The following is a 15,057-nucleotide window of genomic DNA, read 5'->3' as shown; positions in this document are numbered from 1 at the left end:
GAGTCCGCCGCCGCGGATTCCGAGGGCGTCGCCTGAGCGACTGTAAAATTCTGACGCCAAAAAACCATTTCCCTCTAAACCTCCTACGTTTCTGACTGTAAACTCCTACACGGCCGCCCACGCCGGGCTCTGCGAGCCAACGAGTTCGACATGACCCGCACCCATGAAATCCGCCCCGACTTGGACGAAGGCATCGACCGCAAGGTGCTGGCACAGTTGCGCGCGCGTTTCATGGCGCTCAATGAAGGCCGCATGGCCCGCGCCGTCGAGGGGCTGACACCTCGCCAGCAAAGCGTACTGACCCTGTTGCCGCTGTTCTTTCACGTCAATCACCCGCTCTTGCCCGGTTATGTCTCGGGCAGCACGCCGGCGGGGCTGTCGAATTTCGAGCCTACCCCCCAAGCACTGATCGAAGCCCAGCGCCTGACGCGCTCGTTCGCCTATAAACCGCGCCATGGCAACCCACCCCGACCGATCCATGGGCTGTTCCTGATGGGCAGCCTTGGCACGTTGGCCCAGGCCGACCAAAGCGACATGGATGTGTGGGTATGCCACGCGGCGGATCTGGGCGAAAACGAGCTGGCCGAACTGCGCAAAAAGTGCCAATTGCTGGAGGCCTGGGCCCAGAGCATGGGCGCCGAGGCGCACTTTTTTCTGATCGAACCGACGCGCTTCGTACTCGGCGAGCGCGACACCCAACTCAGCTCCGACGACTGCGGCACGACCCAGCACTATTTGCTGCTCGATGAGTTCTATCGCACCGCCATCTGGCTGGCCGGGCGTACACCGATCTGGTGGCTGGTGCCGGTATATGAAGAAACCCGCTACGCCGAATTCACCCATACGCTGCTGTCCAAGCGCTTTATACGCGCCGACGAAACTCTGGACCTTGGCCATCTGGCGCGCATCCCACCGGGCGAATTCATGGGCGCCGGGCTGTGGCAGTTGTTCAAAGGCATCGAGTCGCCGTACAAGTCGGTGCTCAAGCTGTTGCTGACCGAGGTGTACGCCAGCGAACACCCGCAGGTGCAATGCCTGAGCCTGCGCTTCAAACAGGCCGTGTACGCCAATCAAATGGACTTGGACGAGCTGGACCCCTACGTTGTGGTCTACCGCCATATCGAGGGCTACCTCAAGCAGCGTAACGAGCCGGAACGGCTGGAGCTGGTGCGGCGCAGTCTGTACCTGAAGGTCAACCGCAAGCTCAGCGCCGGGCAGCGCGCCAGCAGTTGGCAACACCTGTTGCTCGAACGCTTGGCCCAGGAATGGGGTTGGGATCCGCGCCAACTGGCGTTACTGGATAGCCGAAGCCAGTGGAAGGTGCGCCAAGTGGCTTCCGAACGCCGCGCCCTGGTCAACGAGCTCAACCACAGCTACCGCTTCCTGACCCAATTCGCCCGCACCGAACAGACCGTCAGCTTGATCAACAAGCGCGACCTCAATGTGCTGGGCCGGCGCCTGTACGCCGCGTTCGAACGCAAAGCCGGCAAAGTCGAATTTATCAACCCGGGTATCGCCCCAGACTTGGCCGAAGACACCCTCACCCTGCTTCAATCGCCTAACCGCAAAGAGCCGGGCCAGCATCACTGGAGTTTATATAACGGCAATCTCACTGCTCTGGAGTGCGAACACTTCGCGCCGATCAAGCGCAGCCGCGATCTGCTGGAAATGCTCACCTGGTGCCATCGCAACGGCGTCATCGACAGCAGCACACGGCTGGCCCTGCACCCCGGTGTCAGCGACATGACCGAATTCGAGCTGTTCAATCTGTTGGGCAGCCTGCAACAGACCATCGCTTTGCCCCTGGCCAGCGTCGATGAAGAGCGCCTGCTGCGTTCGGCGGTACCCGAGGAGGTGCTGTTGCTGATCAATGTCGGCGTCGACCCGCTCAAGCATCACCGCGAGCTGAACATCCTGATGACCACCGAGCGCACCGATTCCCTGAGTTACGCCGGGGTGCGCGATAATCTGGTGCTGACCCTCGACCAAGTGACCCTCAACAGCTGGAACGAGGTGATGGTCAGCCGCTACGACGGCCCCCATGCGTTGCTCGATTGCTTACGGGATTACCTCAACCAGCTGCCACCGGGTCATCTGCCGCGCCTGCGGGTGCGCTGCTTCTGTCACAACCGTGCGCAATTCATCGCGCAACGTGTGGAGGAAGTCTTCGACACCGCGCAACACCTGCTGCTGGGTCAGTCCAACCATCGCTATCTGCTGCAAGTGCAGCAGCACTACCATGTGATGGAGTTGATGCCGGGCCAGGCCACCCACGTTTCGTTGGCCACTCAGGAGGCGCTGATCGCTTACCTCAGCGAAGAATTGGCCAGCTACAGTCCGCTACACCTGGACGCCATGGCCCTGGAAGATCACGACCTGGCGCTCTTGCTGCCCATGGGCATGGCGGCCTGCGTGCAGGTGTTCTACCGGGTCAATGAAGATTTCGCCGAGTTGTACGTGCTCGATGAGTTCAACTCGCTCTGGCAACAGCGCTTGCCCTTCCATGATGAACAGAGCCTGTTGGTGCCGTTGCAGCGCTTTTTGCAATCGATCATTTATCGCCGCGATGCGCTGTCGCCGCTGGACCCGCAGCAACCGATGAGTGCCGTGCAAACGCTGTATTACCAGTTGTTGCCATCAGGCAGCGGCCGCGCCCGTGGCGTCGAACCTCGGCCAGCGCCTTTGACCCCGGCGAACAAACCGTTCTATGACGTGCAGGCGATTATCGGCAAGGCGGCACCGGGCCAAGTGAGCATCACCCTGTACTGCAATCAGCGGGAGTTTTCCGAGCTGGAATTCGGTGATCAACTCTTCACCGTGGTCGCCCAGGAGATTGTCGGGCAGCGCCGGGAACCCGAGCGCTACCGCTGCTACATCACCGACCTGGACCTGTCAGGCCTGCTCGGTGATGTGCAAAGCCCAAGCAACCTGTATCTGCGCTATAAGGCCGAGCTGGAACGATCGCTCAACGAAGCGCTGAGCCAGATTTAGAGAGGAAAGTCGCCACCATCTTTTGGCTGGCCTTCGACACTGAGCAGTTCCAGTTTGAGGGTCTTGCCACCCGGAGCCGGCCAGTCGATATGCTGGCCCACCTGCAGGCCGAGCAGCGCGCTGCCGACAGGCGCCAGGATCGAGATCTTGCCGGCGTCGGCGTTGGCGTCTTTGGGGTAGACCAGGGTCAGGTGATAGTCCTTACCGCTGCCTTGCTCGCGGCAATGCACGCTGGAATTCATGGTCACGACACCCGCAGGCACTTCATCGTGGCCGACCACATCTTCGGCGCGGTCGAGTTCGGCTTGCAACGCTTCGACGCCGGGAGACTCGTCGCCCAAGCGATCGATCAGTTGCTCCAGACGCTGCACGTCAAGGCGGGTGAGGATGATGGACGGTGCGGTGGTCATGATTCAGGCAGACTCCTTTTTTCTGCACAAAAAAGCAAAACCCCGCCAGAAAAAGGCGGGGTTCTCACGGGCCTCGATGAGTTGAGGCGTAGCCGGACACTAACACAGCGTCACAAATAAACAAGACGGCCTCAGGCGCGGGCCCTGCGCTGCTCGGCTTCGGCGCGGATCACCCGACGCCGATCATCGTCGGCGGAGCGCCATTCGCGAATGTCTTCGACATGCCGGAAGCAGCCAAGGCAGACTTTGTGCTCATCCAGACGACACAAACTGATACAAGGTGACGGCACCGCCGGGCTGACATTGCTGAACAGCGGCTTGGGCGGGCGTACGGGTGCAGGCTGGGTCACGGTCAGATCTCGTCGAATTCCAGCTCGACGCCGGCTTGTTCCAGGGTGAGGCGCGCGAGCATTTCACTCAACAGCTCATCGCTGGTATCGCACTGCCAATTGCTGTCTTCTTCGTTGTAATCAAAGTGAAAACCACCCGAACGTGCTGCCAGCCATAGCTGACGCAGCGGCTCCTGGCGACTGAAGATCAACTGGGTGCCGTTCTCGAACTTGACCGTCAGCACGCCTGCCGAGTTTTCCAAGTCCACGTCCAGGCCGCTGTCATCAAAAATATCCTCCAGCGCCTGCTGGGTCGCATCCACCAAGTCGTGAAAACGGGCTTCGGTCAAACTCATTGTGGCAACCTCGAAAGTGTCTGGTTTTGCTCAAGCGCCGCACGATACGGGCGAGCTTCGCCGATTGCAAAGGATACCGATTTCATTACCGATCTCGGTATGAAATATCCCAAGCCAGCGTAGTCTGCTTCGCGCTTAAGACGGCAAACCCCCGCCGGACGGGTATTCCAGCGCATAGGCAAGCTGGCGGGTGGTGGGTATACTCGGGCGCAATTAATGCATATTCAAGGATTTCGCCATGAAGCGCCTGATCTCTTCCCTTGCTGCGCTCGTCGCGGTCGCTTGCCTCGTTAGTGCCTGTGGTCAAAAAGGCCCACTGTACCTGCCCGATGACAGCAAAGACCCGAACGAACAGGCGCAATCGTCGCAAAAGCCAGCAAAAGCGCATAAGCACGACACCTTCGAATAAGGGAACCCCATGGACGCTTTTAACTACCGGGACGGCGAGCTGTTCGCGGAAGGCGTGGCGCTGTCCGCGATTGCCGAACGCTTTGGCACCCCGACGTACGTGTACTCCCGTGCGCACATCGAAGCGCAATACCGCTCGTTTACCGATTCGTTGAATGGCGTGCCGCACCTGGTGTGCTACGCGGTCAAGGCCAACTCGAACCTGGGTGTGCTCAATGTCCTGGCGCGCCTGGGCGCCGGTTTCGACATTGTGTCCCGTGGCGAGCTGGAACGTGTTTTGGCCGCCGGCGGCCAGGCCGACAAAATCGTGTTCTCCGGCGTCGGCAAGAGCCGCGAAGATATGCGCCGCGCCCTGGAAGTCGGCGTGCATTGCTTTAACGTCGAGTCCAGCGAAGAGCTGGAGCGCCTCCAGGTCGTGGCCGCCGAGATGGGTGTTCGTGCGCCGATCTCCCTGCGCGTCAACCCGGATGTCGATGCTGGCACCCACCCGTATATTTCCACCGGTCTCAAAGAGAACAAGTTCGGCATCGCGATTGCCGACGCCGAGGACGTGTACATCCGCGCCGCCCAACTGCCGAACCTGGAAGTGCTGGGTGTCGATTGCCATATCGGCTCGCAATTGACCACGCTGCCACCGTTCCTGGATGCGCTCGACCGCCTGCTGGCACTGATCGACCGCCTGGGCGACTGTGGCATTTACCTGCGCCACATCGATCTGGGCGGTGGCGTCGGCGTGCGTTATCGCGATGAAGAGCCGCCGCTGATTGCCGATTACATCCAGGCCGTGCGCGAGCGCATCGAGGGCCGCGATCTGGCGCTGATGTTCGAACCGGGCCGCTATATCGTCGCTAACGCGGGCGTACTGCTGACCCAGGTCGAGTACCTCAAGCACACCGAGCATAAGGATTTCGCCATCGTCGACGCGGCGATGAACGATCTGATCCGCCCGGCGCTGTACCAGGCCTGGATGAATGTCACCGCCGTAACGCCTCGCAACAGTGAAGCGCGCGCCTATGACATCGTCGGCCCGATCTGCGAGACCGGTGACTTCCTGGCCAAGGATCGTCAGCTCGCCCTGGAAGAAGGCGATCTGCTGGCCGTGCATTCGGCCGGTGCCTACGGGTTTGTCATGAGTTCCAACTACAACACCCGCGGCCGTACCGCCGAGGTGCTGGTGGACGGTGATCAAGCGTTTGAAGTGCGTCGCCGCGAGACGGTAGCCGAGTTGTATGCTGGCGAAAGCCTGCTGCCGGAGTAAGCCATGCTGCTGCGTTTTACCAAGATGCACGGGCTGGGCAATGATTTCATGGTTCTCGACCTGGTCAGCCAGCACGCGCATATCCTGCCCAAGCACGCCAAACAGTGGGGCGACCGGCATACCGGCGTCGGCTTCGACCAATTACTGATCGTTGAAGCGCCCACTAACCCGGAGGTGGATTTCCGTTACCGGATCTTCAACTCCGACGGTTCCGAAGTGGAACAGTGCGGCAATGGTGCGCGCTGCTTTGCGCGCTTCGTGCTGGACAAACGCCTGACCGCCAAACGCCAGATTCGCGTCGAGACCAAGAGCGGCGTGATCGAGCTGGATATCCGCAACGACGGCCAGATCAGCGTCAACATGGGCGCGCCACGTCTGGTGCCGGCGGATATTCCGTTCCAGGCCAGCGAGCAGGCGACCAGTTATGCCGTAGAGGTCGACGGCAAAGTGGTCGACCTGGCGGCCGTGTCCATGGGCAACCCCCACGCCGTGCTGCGCGTCACCGATATCAATAACGCCCCGGTGCATGAACTGGGGCCGAAAATCGAAAACCACCCGCGCTTTCCGGCGCGGGTCAATGTGGGCTTTTTGCAGGTGATCGACCGTCACCGCGCGCAATTGCGCGTGTGGGAACGGGGCGCCGGCGAAACCCAGGCCTGCGGTACCGGCGCCTGCGCCGCTGCCGTCGCCGCGATCACCCAGGGGTGGATGGATTCGCCGCTGCTGATCGACCTGCCCGGTGGGCGCTTGTCCATCGAATGGGCGGGCCCGGGCCACCCGGTGATGATGACCGGGCCGGCCACGCGCGTATACGAAGGACAGGTCCGTCTATGAGTGAGCCAATCCAATGACCGATAAGCCTCAAGTACCCGCACAAGCATCCCCGAGCGAAACTCTGGAGGCCGCTGCCGTCGCGGCGTACCTTGAGGCTCATCCGGATTTCTTCGTCGAACATGACGAACTGCTGCCGGCCTTGCGCATCCCCCACCAGCGCGGCGATACCGTGTCGTTGGTGGAACGACAAATGAAGATCCTGCGCGAGCGCAATATCGAAATGCGCCATCGGCTCTCGCACCTGATGGACGTGGCCCGCGACAACGATCGCCTGTTCGACAAAACCCGCCGCCTGATACTGACCCTGCTGGACGCCACCAGCCTGGAAGAAACGGTGATGGCCGTGGAAGACAGCCTGCGCCAGGACTTCCAGGTGCCTTTTGTCAGCCTCATTCTGTTCAGCGACAACCCGATGCCGGTGGGCCGCTGGGTCAGTGGCAGCGAAGCTCAAACCGCTATCGGCGGGCTGCTGTGCGAAGGCAAGACCGTCAGCGGCACCTTGCGCGAACATGAACTGGACTTCCTGTTCGGCGCCGAACAGCGAAAACAGATCGGCTCCACCGCCGTGGTCGCCCTCAGCCATCAAGGCTTGCATGGCGTATTGGCTATTGGCAGCCGCGACCCTGCGCACTACAAAAGCTCGGTGGGCACGCTGTTCCTGACCTATATCGCCGAAGTGCTCGGCCGCGTCCTGCCGCGCTTCACCACTTCCCTGCGCGCGGTGCGCTAGTTATGGAACGGCAACTGGACGCTTACTGCGCGCACCTGCGCAACGAGCGCCAGGTGTCGCCCCACACGCTGGAAGCCTACCGGCGGGACTTGAACAAGGTTCTGACCTACTGCGAAAAGCAGCAGATCGGCAGCTGGAAGGCGCTGGATATCCAAAGCCTGCGCAGTTTGATCGCACGCCTGCATCAGCAGGGGCAATCCTCGCGCAGCCTGTCTCGTCTACTGTCGGCGGTGCGCGGGCTTTATCACTACCTCAATCGCGAAGGCCTGTGCGACCACGACCCGGCCAATGGCCTGTCACCACCCAAGGGCGAACGGCGCCTGCCCAAGACCTTGGATACCGATCGCGCCCTGCAATTGCTGGAAGGCGCGGTAGAGGATGACTTCCTCGCCCACCGCGACCAGGCAATCCTTGAGCTGTTCTATTCCTCAGGCCTGCGCTTGTCGGAGCTGACCAGCTTGAATCTCGACCAACTGGATCTGGCGGACGGCTTGGTGCAAGTGCTCGGTAAAGGCAGCAAGACCCGCGTACTGCCCGTGGGCAGCAAGGCCCGCGAAGCGTTGCAGCATTGGTTGGCGCTGCGGGCTTTGGCCAACCCGGCGGACGACGCCGTCTTCATCAGCCAGAAGGGCCGTCGCCTCGGGCCACGGGCGATTCAGGTCCGGGTCAAGGCCGCGGGCGAGCGCGAATTGGGGCAAAACCTGCACCCGCATATGCTGCGGCACTCCTTTGCCAGTCATCTGCTGGAATCGTCCCAAGACCTGCGCGCCGTACAGGAACTGCTCGGGCACTCCGATATCAAGACCACACAGATCTACACCCACCTGGATTTTCAACACCTGGCAACGGTGTACGACAGCGCCCATCCAAGGGCCAAACGCATCAAGGGCGGCGACTCATGACTATCAAGCTGATCACTTTCGACCTGGACGACACGCTCTGGGACAACGTACCGGTCATCATCAGCGCCGAAGCGTCGATGCGCGAATGGCTGGCGACCCACGCGTCCAAAGTCGGCGACCTGCCTCTGGAGCATTTCGCCAGATTGCGCCAACAGGTGCTGGAACGTCACCCGGAACTCAAGCACCGCATCAGCCTGTTGCGCCATCGGGTACTGACGCACGCATTCGAAGAGGCTGGTTATCCACAGCCCGAGGCCACCGAAATGGCGGATGTGTGCTTTGAGGCGTTCATCCATGCACGCCATCAACTGACGGTCTTCCCCGAGGCCGAACCCATGCTGCAGGCGCTACGTCGCCAATACCTGCTGGGGGTTATCACCAACGGTAACGCTGACGTACAGCGGGTCGGCCTGGCGGACTACTTTCACTTCGCCCTGCGGGCCGAGGATGTCGGCATTGCCAAACCGGATGCACGGTTGTTTCAGGAAGCCTTGCAGCGTGGCGGCGTGAATGCGGACGCGGCAGTGCATGTGGGTGATCATCCAGGGGACGACATTGCCGGCGCACAGCAGGCGGGGCTGCGTGCGGTGTGGTTCAACCCGACGGGCAAGGATTGGGAGGCGGATAAGCGCCCGGATGCGCAGATTCGCAGCCTGACGGAGTTGCCGGAACTGCTCCGCAGCTGGCAATAACCTCGTAGATCCAGCGGTGGGAGAGGACTTGCCCCCGATTACTATAGGTCAGCCAGCAATTGAGGGACTGATCCCCTGCTATCGGGGGTAAACCTCCTCCCACATTTGAATCGCATAAGACTAAAAACATCAGGCATGAAAAAGCCCGCAGCGACGGCGGGCTTTTTCTTACAAGCGGGTGGCTGACCTCAGATAGGTCGGCTGCCGTACTTGTTATCCGGCTTCTTGGGCGGATCGGCTACCACGTTGGGCTCGACTTCGACCACTTTGCCGCCTTTAGCGAGGAACTCTTCCATCGCACGGGCCAGGGCATCACGCTCTTTGTTCTTGGCTTCAACGCTTGGCAACTCATCGACCGAAACCGCGGCCTTGGCTTTGCCTTTGGCTTTAGGAGCTGCGTCATCGCCGACACTGTCATCGGCCTCGCCAGTAACGTCGTCGTCAACAGCTGCCGCGTCGAGACTATCATCAGCCTCGTCGTCGTCACCTACTTCAAGTTCGTCGTTTTCCAGATCATCGTCGCTCATGTTCTACCTCATGACTTGCGAAAAGCAGATTAGTTATAGCCCAGCTTGATCCTCTGTCGAGGCGGCTGGAAAAAAATCAACGTCCACCGGCCAACCAGTGGCTTATGCCCCATCACCGTGCAAAGTGGCGAGGACTTTACGAGCACCGCCATGATCACGGTGCTCGCCCAGATAAACACCTTGCCATGTCCCCATCGCCAAGCGGCCGGTCTTCACCGGCAAACTCAGCTGGCAGCCCAGGAGACTGGCCTTGAAGTGCGCCGGCAGATCGTCCGGACCTTCGTCGTTGTGTTCGAACCCTGCACGGCCTTGTGGTACCAGCGAGTTGAAAAAACGTTCGAAGTCACGGCGAACCGCCGGGTCGGCGTTCTCGTTGATAGTCAACGAGGCCGAAGTGTGCTGCAGCCACAGGTGCAACAGTCCTACACGACATGCCTTCAATTCGGGCAAGCCGGCAAGCAACTCGTCGGTCACCAGGTGAAAGCCCCGGGGCCTGGCCCGCAGGGTAATCAGGGTCTGTTGCCACATACAGTTCTCCGCCCATCGGCGCGCATTCTAGCGCGCTCTGGGAAAAAACAAAGTGTCGAATACGCCTACATGCCTGTAAGACATTCGCACGCTGAAAAATGCCGTGTGCGTCCCTTCACAAACGCTGCACAAAAATGGCCGCACGCCCTATGACTGACAAACGCCAGACAAAAAAATGCCCGGCAAGCCGGGCATCTTTTTTTCGCGTACTTACAAGTTGTAGCCGCGCTCGTTGTGTTGCGCCAGATCGAGGCCAACCGCCTCTTCCTCTTCGGTGACACGCAGGCCCATGACCATGTCCAGCACCTTGAGGATGACGTAGGTGACGATCGCCGTGTAGATCACGGTGAAGCCCACACCTTTGCACTGGATCCATACTTGTGCCGCTACGTCCGTCACGGTGCCGAAGCCGCCCAACGCAGGGGCTGCGAACACACCGGTGAGGATCGCACCGACGATACCGCCGATACCGTGCACACCGAAGGCGTCCAGGGAGTCGTCATAGCCCAGCTTGCGCTTAAGGCTGGTGGCGCAGAAGAAGCAAATCACACCGGCCACCAAGCCAATCACCAGGGCGCCCATCGGGCCTACGGTGCCGGCAGCTGGCGTGACGGCAACCAGACCTGCGACCACGCCCGAAGCGATGCCCAGTGCGCTTGGCTTACCGTGGGTAATCCACTCGGCGAACATCCAGCCAAGCGCGGCAGCAGCGGTGGCGATCTGAGTCACCAGCATCGCCATGCCGGCGGTGCCGTTGGCGGCCGCCGCGGAACCGGCGTTGAAACCAAACCAGCCGATCCACAGCATGGCCGCGCCGATCAGGGTGTAACCCAGGTTGTGCGGCGCCATCGGCGTGGTCGGGTAGCCTTTACGCTTGCCGAGCACGATGCACGCCACCAGGCCCGCGACACCGGCGTTGATGTGCACCACGGTGCCGCCGGCGAAGTCCAGCACGCCCCAGTCCCACAACAGGCCGCCGTTGCCGCTCCACACCATGTGTGCGATCGGTGCGTAGACCAGAGTGAACCAGATGGCCATGAAGATCAGCATGGCGGAGAACTTCATGCGCTCGGCGAAGGCGCCGACGATGAGTGCCGGGGTGATGATCGCGAAGGTCATCTGGAAGGTGATGAACACCGCTTCGGGGAACAACGCCGCCGGCCCGGTGATGCTGGCCGGGGTGACACCCGCCAGGAACGCCTTGCCCATGCCGCCGAAGAAGGAATTGAAGTTGACCACGCCCTGTTCCATACCAGTGGTATCGAACGCGATGCTGTAACCGTAGATAACCCACAGGATGCTGATCAGGCCCGTGATGGCGAAGCACTGCATCATCACCGACAGAATATTTTTGGAGCGAACCATGCCGCCGTAGAACAGCGCCAGGCCAGGGATGGTCATGAACAGCACCAGCGCAGTGGATGTCAGCATCCACGCGGTGTCGCCGGAATTGAGGACTGGAGCAGCCACTTCGTCTGCCGCCATGGCCAGGCTTGGCATTACGATGGACAACAGGGCTCCGAGCCCTGCGAATTTACGCAGAGTCATATTGTTTTCTCCTGGGGCGTTGGGGTTTGGCGGCTTAGATTGCGTCGGTATCGGTTTCGCCGGTACGGATGCGAATAGCCTGTTCCAGATTGACCACGAAGATCTTGCCGTCACCGATCTTGCCGGTGTTGGCGGCCTTGGTTATCGCCTCGATAACCCGGTCAAGATCCTTGTCGTCAATGGCGACATCAATCTTCACCTTCGGCAGGAAATCCACTACGTATTCCGCGCCGCGATACAGCTCGGTGTGACCCTTCTGCCGACCGAAGCCTTTGACCTCAGTAACGGTAATGCCCTGCACGCCGATCTCGGACAACGACTCGCGTACATCGTCCAACTTGAACGGCTTGATGATGGCAGTGACTAGCTTCATGAAAACTCTCTCCCGAATTGGTGGACTTGCCCCAGGAAAACAAACCCGTCTCAAGTCTAAGCGCAGTGCCTGGCTTTGTAACGCGTCGTCGCCTCGGCTATGCCGTTGCGACGCCAGCTAACCACTGGTGACAAACCTGTACCCCTGATCCATCGGCGCACTGCATTCGTCACAGCGACTGCATCAGTGCATGGGTCATGATCGTCTAAGCAGAAACCTTGCCAGCTCCGTAAAAACCACTGAAATCAATCCTTTGCCCACTTATGCCCACCTGCGGGTCGTTTTGGTGAGCGTAATGCGCACGAAAACGGTGCGTGGCCCGCCGCCCCTCTGCGCGAAAAGCGTGCGCCCAAGGCCGTGAAAAAGACTATAGACGGCGCGTGATACACTGCCCGCCAACAGTTTTTCCGGAATATTTCCCATGCTCGCGCCCAAAGATTTCCTCGACGCCCTGAGCGGCCACGCCTCTCGCCTATTCAGCGGAGAAACTCCGTTGCCCCGCAATGAAATCGAAAGCCAGTTCAAGGCCTTGCTGCAAAGCGGTTTCAGCAAGCTCGACCTGGTCAGCCGTGAAGAATTCGACAGCCAGATGGTCGTGCTGGCCCGCACGCGTGCGCGGCTGGAGAGCCTGGAGGCGAAGGTGGCGGAGTTGGAAGCGCGGCTGACGCCTGATCAGAAATAGCCCATACCTCTGTTGAGACGAGCCTGTTCGCGCAGATCTTCGCGAACAGGCTCACGCTCCCCCTACCCAAGATACGTTCAGTAAAACCTCCCCGCCCCGCTCTTACCCACCTCGTCTACCCTTGAAAAACCGCAGGAAGCGGCCCTCACTTTTCAAGGAACGAGCATGTCCCTCGCCATCGTCCACAGCCGCGCCCAGATCGGCGTCGAAGCGCCCGCCGTCACCGTCGAAGTGCATATGGCCAACGGCCTGCCGTCCCTGACGCTGGTGGGGCTGCCCGAAACCGCAGTCAAGGAAAGCAAAGACCGCGTGCGCAGCGCCATTCTCAACTCCGCGCTGCAATACCCTGCCCGTCGCATCACCCTCAATCTCGCGCCCGCTGACCTGCCCAAGGACGGCGGGCGTTTTGACCTGGCGATTGCCTTGGGCATCCTGGCGGCGAGTGTGCAAGTGCCGGCACTGATGCTCGATGACGTGGAGTGCCTGGGCGAACTGGCCCTGTCCGGCGAGGTACGCGCGGTGAAAGGTGTACTGCCGGCGGCACTGGCTGCGCGCAAGGCGGGACGCACGGTGATAGTGCCGCGTGCGAACGCCGAAGAAGCCTGCCTGGCATCGGGCTTGAAGGTGATTGCAGTGGATCACTTGCTACAAGTGGTGGCGCACTTGAACGGCCAGGTGCCGATAGAGCCATACAAGTCCGATGGCTTGCTGTATTTGAACAAGCCCTATCCGGACCTTAGTGAAGTGCAGGGCCAATTGGCGGCCAAGCGTGCTTTGCTGCTTGCTGCGGCCGGTGCGCATAACCTGCTGTTCAGCGGCCCGCCCGGCACCGGCAAAACCTTGCTCGCCAGCCGCCTGCCCGGTCTGCTGCCGCCTTTGACCGAACACGAAGCCCTGGAAGTCGCGGCCATCCAGTCGGTGGTCAGCCTGGCGCCTCTGAGCCATTGGCCCCATCGGCCGTTTCGCCAGCCCCATCACTCCGCGTCCGGGCCGGCCTTGGTGGGCGGTGGCTCGAAACCCCAGCCGGGGGAAATCACCCTGGCCCATCACGGTGTGCTGTTTCTGGATGAATTACCGGAATTCGATCGCAAGGTGCTGGAGGTACTGCGCGAGCCGCTGGAGTCAGGGCATATCGTGATTTCCCGCGCGCGCGACCGCGTAAGGTTCCCGGCGCGTTTCCAACTAGTGGCCGCAATGAACCCCTGCCCCTGCGGTTATCTGGGTGACACCACCGGGCGCTGTCGCTGCACGCCGGAGCAGATCCAGCGCTATCGCAACAAACTGTCCGGGCCGTTGCTGGACCGGATCGACTTGCACCTGACGGTTGCACGGGAAACCACGGCGCTGAACCCGGCACTGGCAGCCGGGGATAACACAGCAACAGCGGCCGCACAGGTTGCCAACGCGCGGGAGCAGCAGGAAAAACGCCAGGGCTGTGCCAATGCGTTTCTGGATCTGCCGGGGTTGCGCGAGCATTGCAGGCTGGCGAAGGCCGACGAGAGCTGGCTGGAGAGTGCCTGCGAGCGGCTGACACTATCCTTGCGCGCGGCTCACCGCTTACTCAAGGTGGCCCGCACGTTAGCCGATCTGGAGCAGGAGGCTACGATCACTCGCGAGCATCTGAAGGAGGCGCTGCAATACCGCCCGGCGGCTATCACGTGAGCCTCCCCCCTGGTCAACAGCGCTTCAGCGGAAGCGATCCACCTCATGCCGCAAGCCCGACGCCAGCGTCTCCAACTCCTTGGCGGTGATCGCCAGGTTCGAGACGACTTCGCGCTGTTCACTGTTGGCCAGCGCAATGCTCTGCAGGTTGCTGCTGAGCAAAGTCGCGGTGCTGCTCTGTTCCTGGGTAGCCGTGGTAATCGCAGCGAACTGCTGACCGGCCGAGCGGCTTTGTTCGTCGATACGCGCCAGGGCCGACGCCACGTCGGCGTTGCGCGACAAGCCTTCCTGCATCAGCACCTTGCCTTGCTCCATGGTGCTGATGGCGTTGCCGGTTTCTTTCTGAATGCTTTGGATCATCCCGGAAATTTCATCGGTGGCTTCACGTGTACGCGAAGCCAGGTTGCGCACTTCGTCCGCCACTACAGCGAAACCACGGCCTTGCTCACCGGCCCGCGCAGCCTCAATGGCGGCGTTGAGCGCCAGCAGGTTGGTCTGTTCGGCAATGGCGGTGATCACACCGACGATGCCGCCGATCTCCTGGGAACGCTGACCCAATGTGTTGATCACCGTTGCGGTGCTGTTCAGTGCCGTGGCGATATGCTCCAGGGACGACGAGGCTTCCTGCATCGAGTTGCGTCCGATCCGGGTCTGTTGGGCGTTCTCTTGAGCCAGACGTTCGGTGTTGCCCATGTTGTCGGCGATGTTCAGCGATGTGGCGCTGAACTCTTCCACCGCGCCGGCCATGCTGGTGATTTCGCCGGACTGCTGCTCCATGCCCTCATAGGCGCCCCCGGACAACCCGGACAGCGCCTGAGCACGACCGT

At 61.0% G+C, this 15,057-nt stretch carries 17 protein-coding genes; 9 read left to right on the top strand and 8 right to left on the bottom strand.

All coding sequences use genetic code 11. From position 1 onward, the window contains the following. The first annotated feature begins 150 nt into the window (after positions 1-150). Positions 151-2,991, top strand: coding sequence for a class I adenylate cyclase (locus QRN41_RS02985; protein WP_167416987.1), 2,841 nt, complete (start codon positions 151-153; stop codon positions 2,989-2,991). Here the strand turns inward: QRN41_RS02985 and rnk are convergent. The 3 genes from rnk to cyaY form a co-directional block, all read right to left on the bottom strand. Beyond that, positions 2,988-3,401: a nucleoside diphosphate kinase regulator gene (gene rnk, locus QRN41_RS02980; protein ID WP_167416986.1), complete on the bottom strand. Its 414-nt coding sequence runs from the start codon at positions 3,399-3,401 to the stop codon at positions 2,988-2,990. The two genes, QRN41_RS02985 and rnk, sit on opposite strands and share 4 nt — an antisense overlap. A 131-nt stretch (positions 3,402-3,532) precedes the next feature. Continuing rightward, complete coding sequence (locus QRN41_RS02975; RefSeq protein ID WP_034101442.1) at positions 3,533-3,751, bottom strand: DUF1289 domain-containing protein; 219 nt, start codon at positions 3,749-3,751, stop codon at positions 3,533-3,535. A gap of 2 nt (positions 3,752-3,753) precedes the next feature. Beyond that, positions 3,754-4,086: an iron donor protein CyaY gene (cyaY, locus tag QRN41_RS02970; protein WP_034139780.1), complete on the bottom strand. Its 333-nt coding sequence runs from the start codon at positions 4,084-4,086 to the stop codon at positions 3,754-3,756. A gap of 238 nt (positions 4,087-4,324) precedes the next feature. Here cyaY and lptM point away from each other — a divergent pair, with 238 nt between their 5' ends. The 6 genes from lptM to QRN41_RS02940 are packed head-to-tail and all read left to right on the top strand — an operon-like array spanning position 4,325 to position 8,910. Continuing rightward, on the top strand, positions 4,325-4,495 hold the full coding sequence (gene lptM, locus QRN41_RS02965; RefSeq protein ID WP_034101444.1) for an LPS translocon maturation chaperone LptM: 171 nt from the start codon (positions 4,325-4,327) through the stop codon (positions 4,493-4,495). 9 nt (positions 4,496-4,504) lie between these two features. Further along, positions 4,505-5,752, top strand: coding sequence for a diaminopimelate decarboxylase (lysA, locus tag QRN41_RS02960; RefSeq protein WP_034101445.1), 1,248 nt, complete (start codon positions 4,505-4,507; stop codon positions 5,750-5,752). 3 nt (positions 5,753-5,755) lie between these two features. Further along, positions 5,756-6,586: a diaminopimelate epimerase gene (gene dapF, locus QRN41_RS02955; protein ID WP_034101446.1), complete on the top strand. Its 831-nt coding sequence runs from the start codon at positions 5,756-5,758 to the stop codon at positions 6,584-6,586. 13 nt (positions 6,587-6,599) lie between these two features. Continuing rightward, positions 6,600-7,316: a DUF484 family protein gene (locus QRN41_RS02950; protein WP_034101447.1), complete on the top strand. Its 717-nt coding sequence runs from the start codon at positions 6,600-6,602 to the stop codon at positions 7,314-7,316. Between the two features lie 2 nt (positions 7,317-7,318). After that, complete coding sequence (gene xerC, locus QRN41_RS02945; protein ID WP_094064376.1) at positions 7,319-8,218, top strand: tyrosine recombinase XerC; 900 nt, start codon at positions 7,319-7,321, stop codon at positions 8,216-8,218. Continuing rightward, positions 8,215-8,910 carry an HAD family hydrolase gene (locus QRN41_RS02940; RefSeq protein WP_034139783.1) on the top strand — a complete coding sequence of 232 codons (696 nt, stop codon included), beginning with the start codon at positions 8,215-8,217 and terminating at the stop codon, positions 8,908-8,910. Before xerC ends, QRN41_RS02940 begins: the two co-directional genes overlap by 4 nt. A 188-nt stretch (positions 8,911-9,098) precedes the next feature. Here the strand turns inward: QRN41_RS02940 and sutA are convergent, their stop codons facing one another. The 4 genes from sutA to glnK all read right to left on the bottom strand — a co-directional run bounded on the left by sutA (position 9,099) and on the right by glnK (position 11,886). Next, the gene (gene sutA, locus QRN41_RS02935; RefSeq protein WP_034101450.1) at positions 9,099-9,437 is read right to left on the bottom strand and encodes a dormancy-specific transcriptional regulator SutA; all 339 of its coding nucleotides are present in this window, start codon (positions 9,435-9,437) and stop codon (positions 9,099-9,101) included. Positions 9,438-9,539: 102 nt separating this feature from the next. Then, positions 9,540-9,965, bottom strand: a complete 426-nt coding sequence (locus tag QRN41_RS02930) for a secondary thiamine-phosphate synthase enzyme YjbQ (protein WP_285421139.1) — start codon at positions 9,963-9,965, stop codon at positions 9,540-9,542. Between the two features lie 210 nt (positions 9,966-10,175). Continuing rightward, positions 10,176-11,513, bottom strand: coding sequence for an ammonium transporter (locus QRN41_RS02925; RefSeq protein ID WP_034101452.1), 1,338 nt, complete (start codon positions 11,511-11,513; stop codon positions 10,176-10,178). A 34-nt stretch (positions 11,514-11,547) separates the two neighbouring features. Further along, positions 11,548-11,886, bottom strand: coding sequence for a P-II family nitrogen regulator (gene glnK, locus QRN41_RS02920; RefSeq protein ID WP_002555808.1), 339 nt, complete (start codon positions 11,884-11,886; stop codon positions 11,548-11,550). Between the two features lie 421 nt (positions 11,887-12,307). On the opposite strand from glnK, the gene QRN41_RS02915 reads away from it, so the two are divergent. Beyond that, positions 12,308-12,568 (top strand): accessory factor UbiK family protein, encoded by a 261-nt coding sequence (locus QRN41_RS02915; RefSeq protein ID WP_034101453.1) that lies wholly within the window; start codon positions 12,308-12,310, stop codon positions 12,566-12,568. A 165-nt stretch (positions 12,569-12,733) separates the two neighbouring features. Further along, positions 12,734-14,230, top strand: a complete 1,497-nt coding sequence (locus tag QRN41_RS02910; protein WP_094064378.1) for a YifB family Mg chelatase-like AAA ATPase — start codon at positions 12,734-12,736, stop codon at positions 14,228-14,230. Between the two features lie 24 nt (positions 14,231-14,254). On the opposite strand, the gene QRN41_RS26210 is transcribed toward QRN41_RS02910, so the two are convergent. Continuing rightward, positions 14,255-14,977: a methyl-accepting chemotaxis protein gene (locus tag QRN41_RS26210; protein WP_373874164.1), complete on the bottom strand. Its 723-nt coding sequence runs from the start codon at positions 14,975-14,977 to the stop codon at positions 14,255-14,257. Between the last annotated feature and the right edge of the window lie 80 nt (positions 14,978-15,057).

The sequence above is a fragment of the Pseudomonas sp. efr-133-TYG-23 genome (assembly GCF_030209215.1).
In the GTDB taxonomy this organism is placed as follows: Bacteria; Pseudomonadota; Gammaproteobacteria; order Pseudomonadales; family Pseudomonadaceae; genus Aquipseudomonas; species Aquipseudomonas rhodesiae.
Note: the sequence above shows the minus strand (reverse complement) of the source record. Positions and strands in the feature narration are given on the sequence as shown.

Coding starts and splice junctions, on each gene's coding strand:
- QRN41_RS02925 (WP_034101452.1), bottom strand. CDS start 11,513: ATGACTCTGCGTAAATTCGCAGGGCTCGGAGCCCTGTTGTCCATCGTA.
- lptM (WP_034101444.1), top strand. CDS start 4,325: ATGAAGCGCCTGATCTCTTCCCTTGCTGCGCTCGTCGCGGTCGCTTGC.
- QRN41_RS02940 (WP_034139783.1), top strand. CDS start 8,215: ATGACTATCAAGCTGATCACTTTCGACCTGGACGACACGCTCTGGGAC.
- QRN41_RS02985 (WP_167416987.1), top strand. CDS start 151: ATGACCCGCACCCATGAAATCCGCCCCGACTTGGACGAAGGCATCGAC.
- xerC (WP_094064376.1), top strand. CDS start 7,319: ATGGAACGGCAACTGGACGCTTACTGCGCGCACCTGCGCAACGAGCGC.
- QRN41_RS02910 (WP_094064378.1), top strand. CDS start 12,734: ATGTCCCTCGCCATCGTCCACAGCCGCGCCCAGATCGGCGTCGAAGCG.
- cyaY (WP_034139780.1), bottom strand. CDS start 4,086: ATGAGTTTGACCGAAGCCCGTTTTCACGACTTGGTGGATGCGACCCAG.
- QRN41_RS26210 (WP_373874164.1), bottom strand. CDS start 14,977: ATGGCCGGCGCGGTGGAAGAGTTCAGCGCCACATCGCTGAACATCGCC.
- QRN41_RS02950 (WP_034101447.1), top strand. CDS start 6,600: ATGACCGATAAGCCTCAAGTACCCGCACAAGCATCCCCGAGCGAAACT.
- QRN41_RS02915 (WP_034101453.1), top strand. CDS start 12,308: ATGCTCGCGCCCAAAGATTTCCTCGACGCCCTGAGCGGCCACGCCTCT.
- lysA (WP_034101445.1), top strand. CDS start 4,505: ATGGACGCTTTTAACTACCGGGACGGCGAGCTGTTCGCGGAAGGCGTG.
- QRN41_RS02930 (WP_285421139.1), bottom strand. CDS start 9,965: ATGTGGCAACAGACCCTGATTACCCTGCGGGCCAGGCCCCGGGGCTTT.
- dapF (WP_034101446.1), top strand. CDS start 5,756: ATGCTGCTGCGTTTTACCAAGATGCACGGGCTGGGCAATGATTTCATG.
- sutA (WP_034101450.1), bottom strand. CDS start 9,437: ATGAGCGACGATGATCTGGAAAACGACGAACTTGAAGTAGGTGACGAC.
- rnk (WP_167416986.1), bottom strand. CDS start 3,401: ATGACCACCGCACCGTCCATCATCCTCACCCGCCTTGACGTGCAGCGT.
- glnK (WP_002555808.1), bottom strand. CDS start 11,886: ATGAAGCTAGTCACTGCCATCATCAAGCCGTTCAAGTTGGACGATGTA.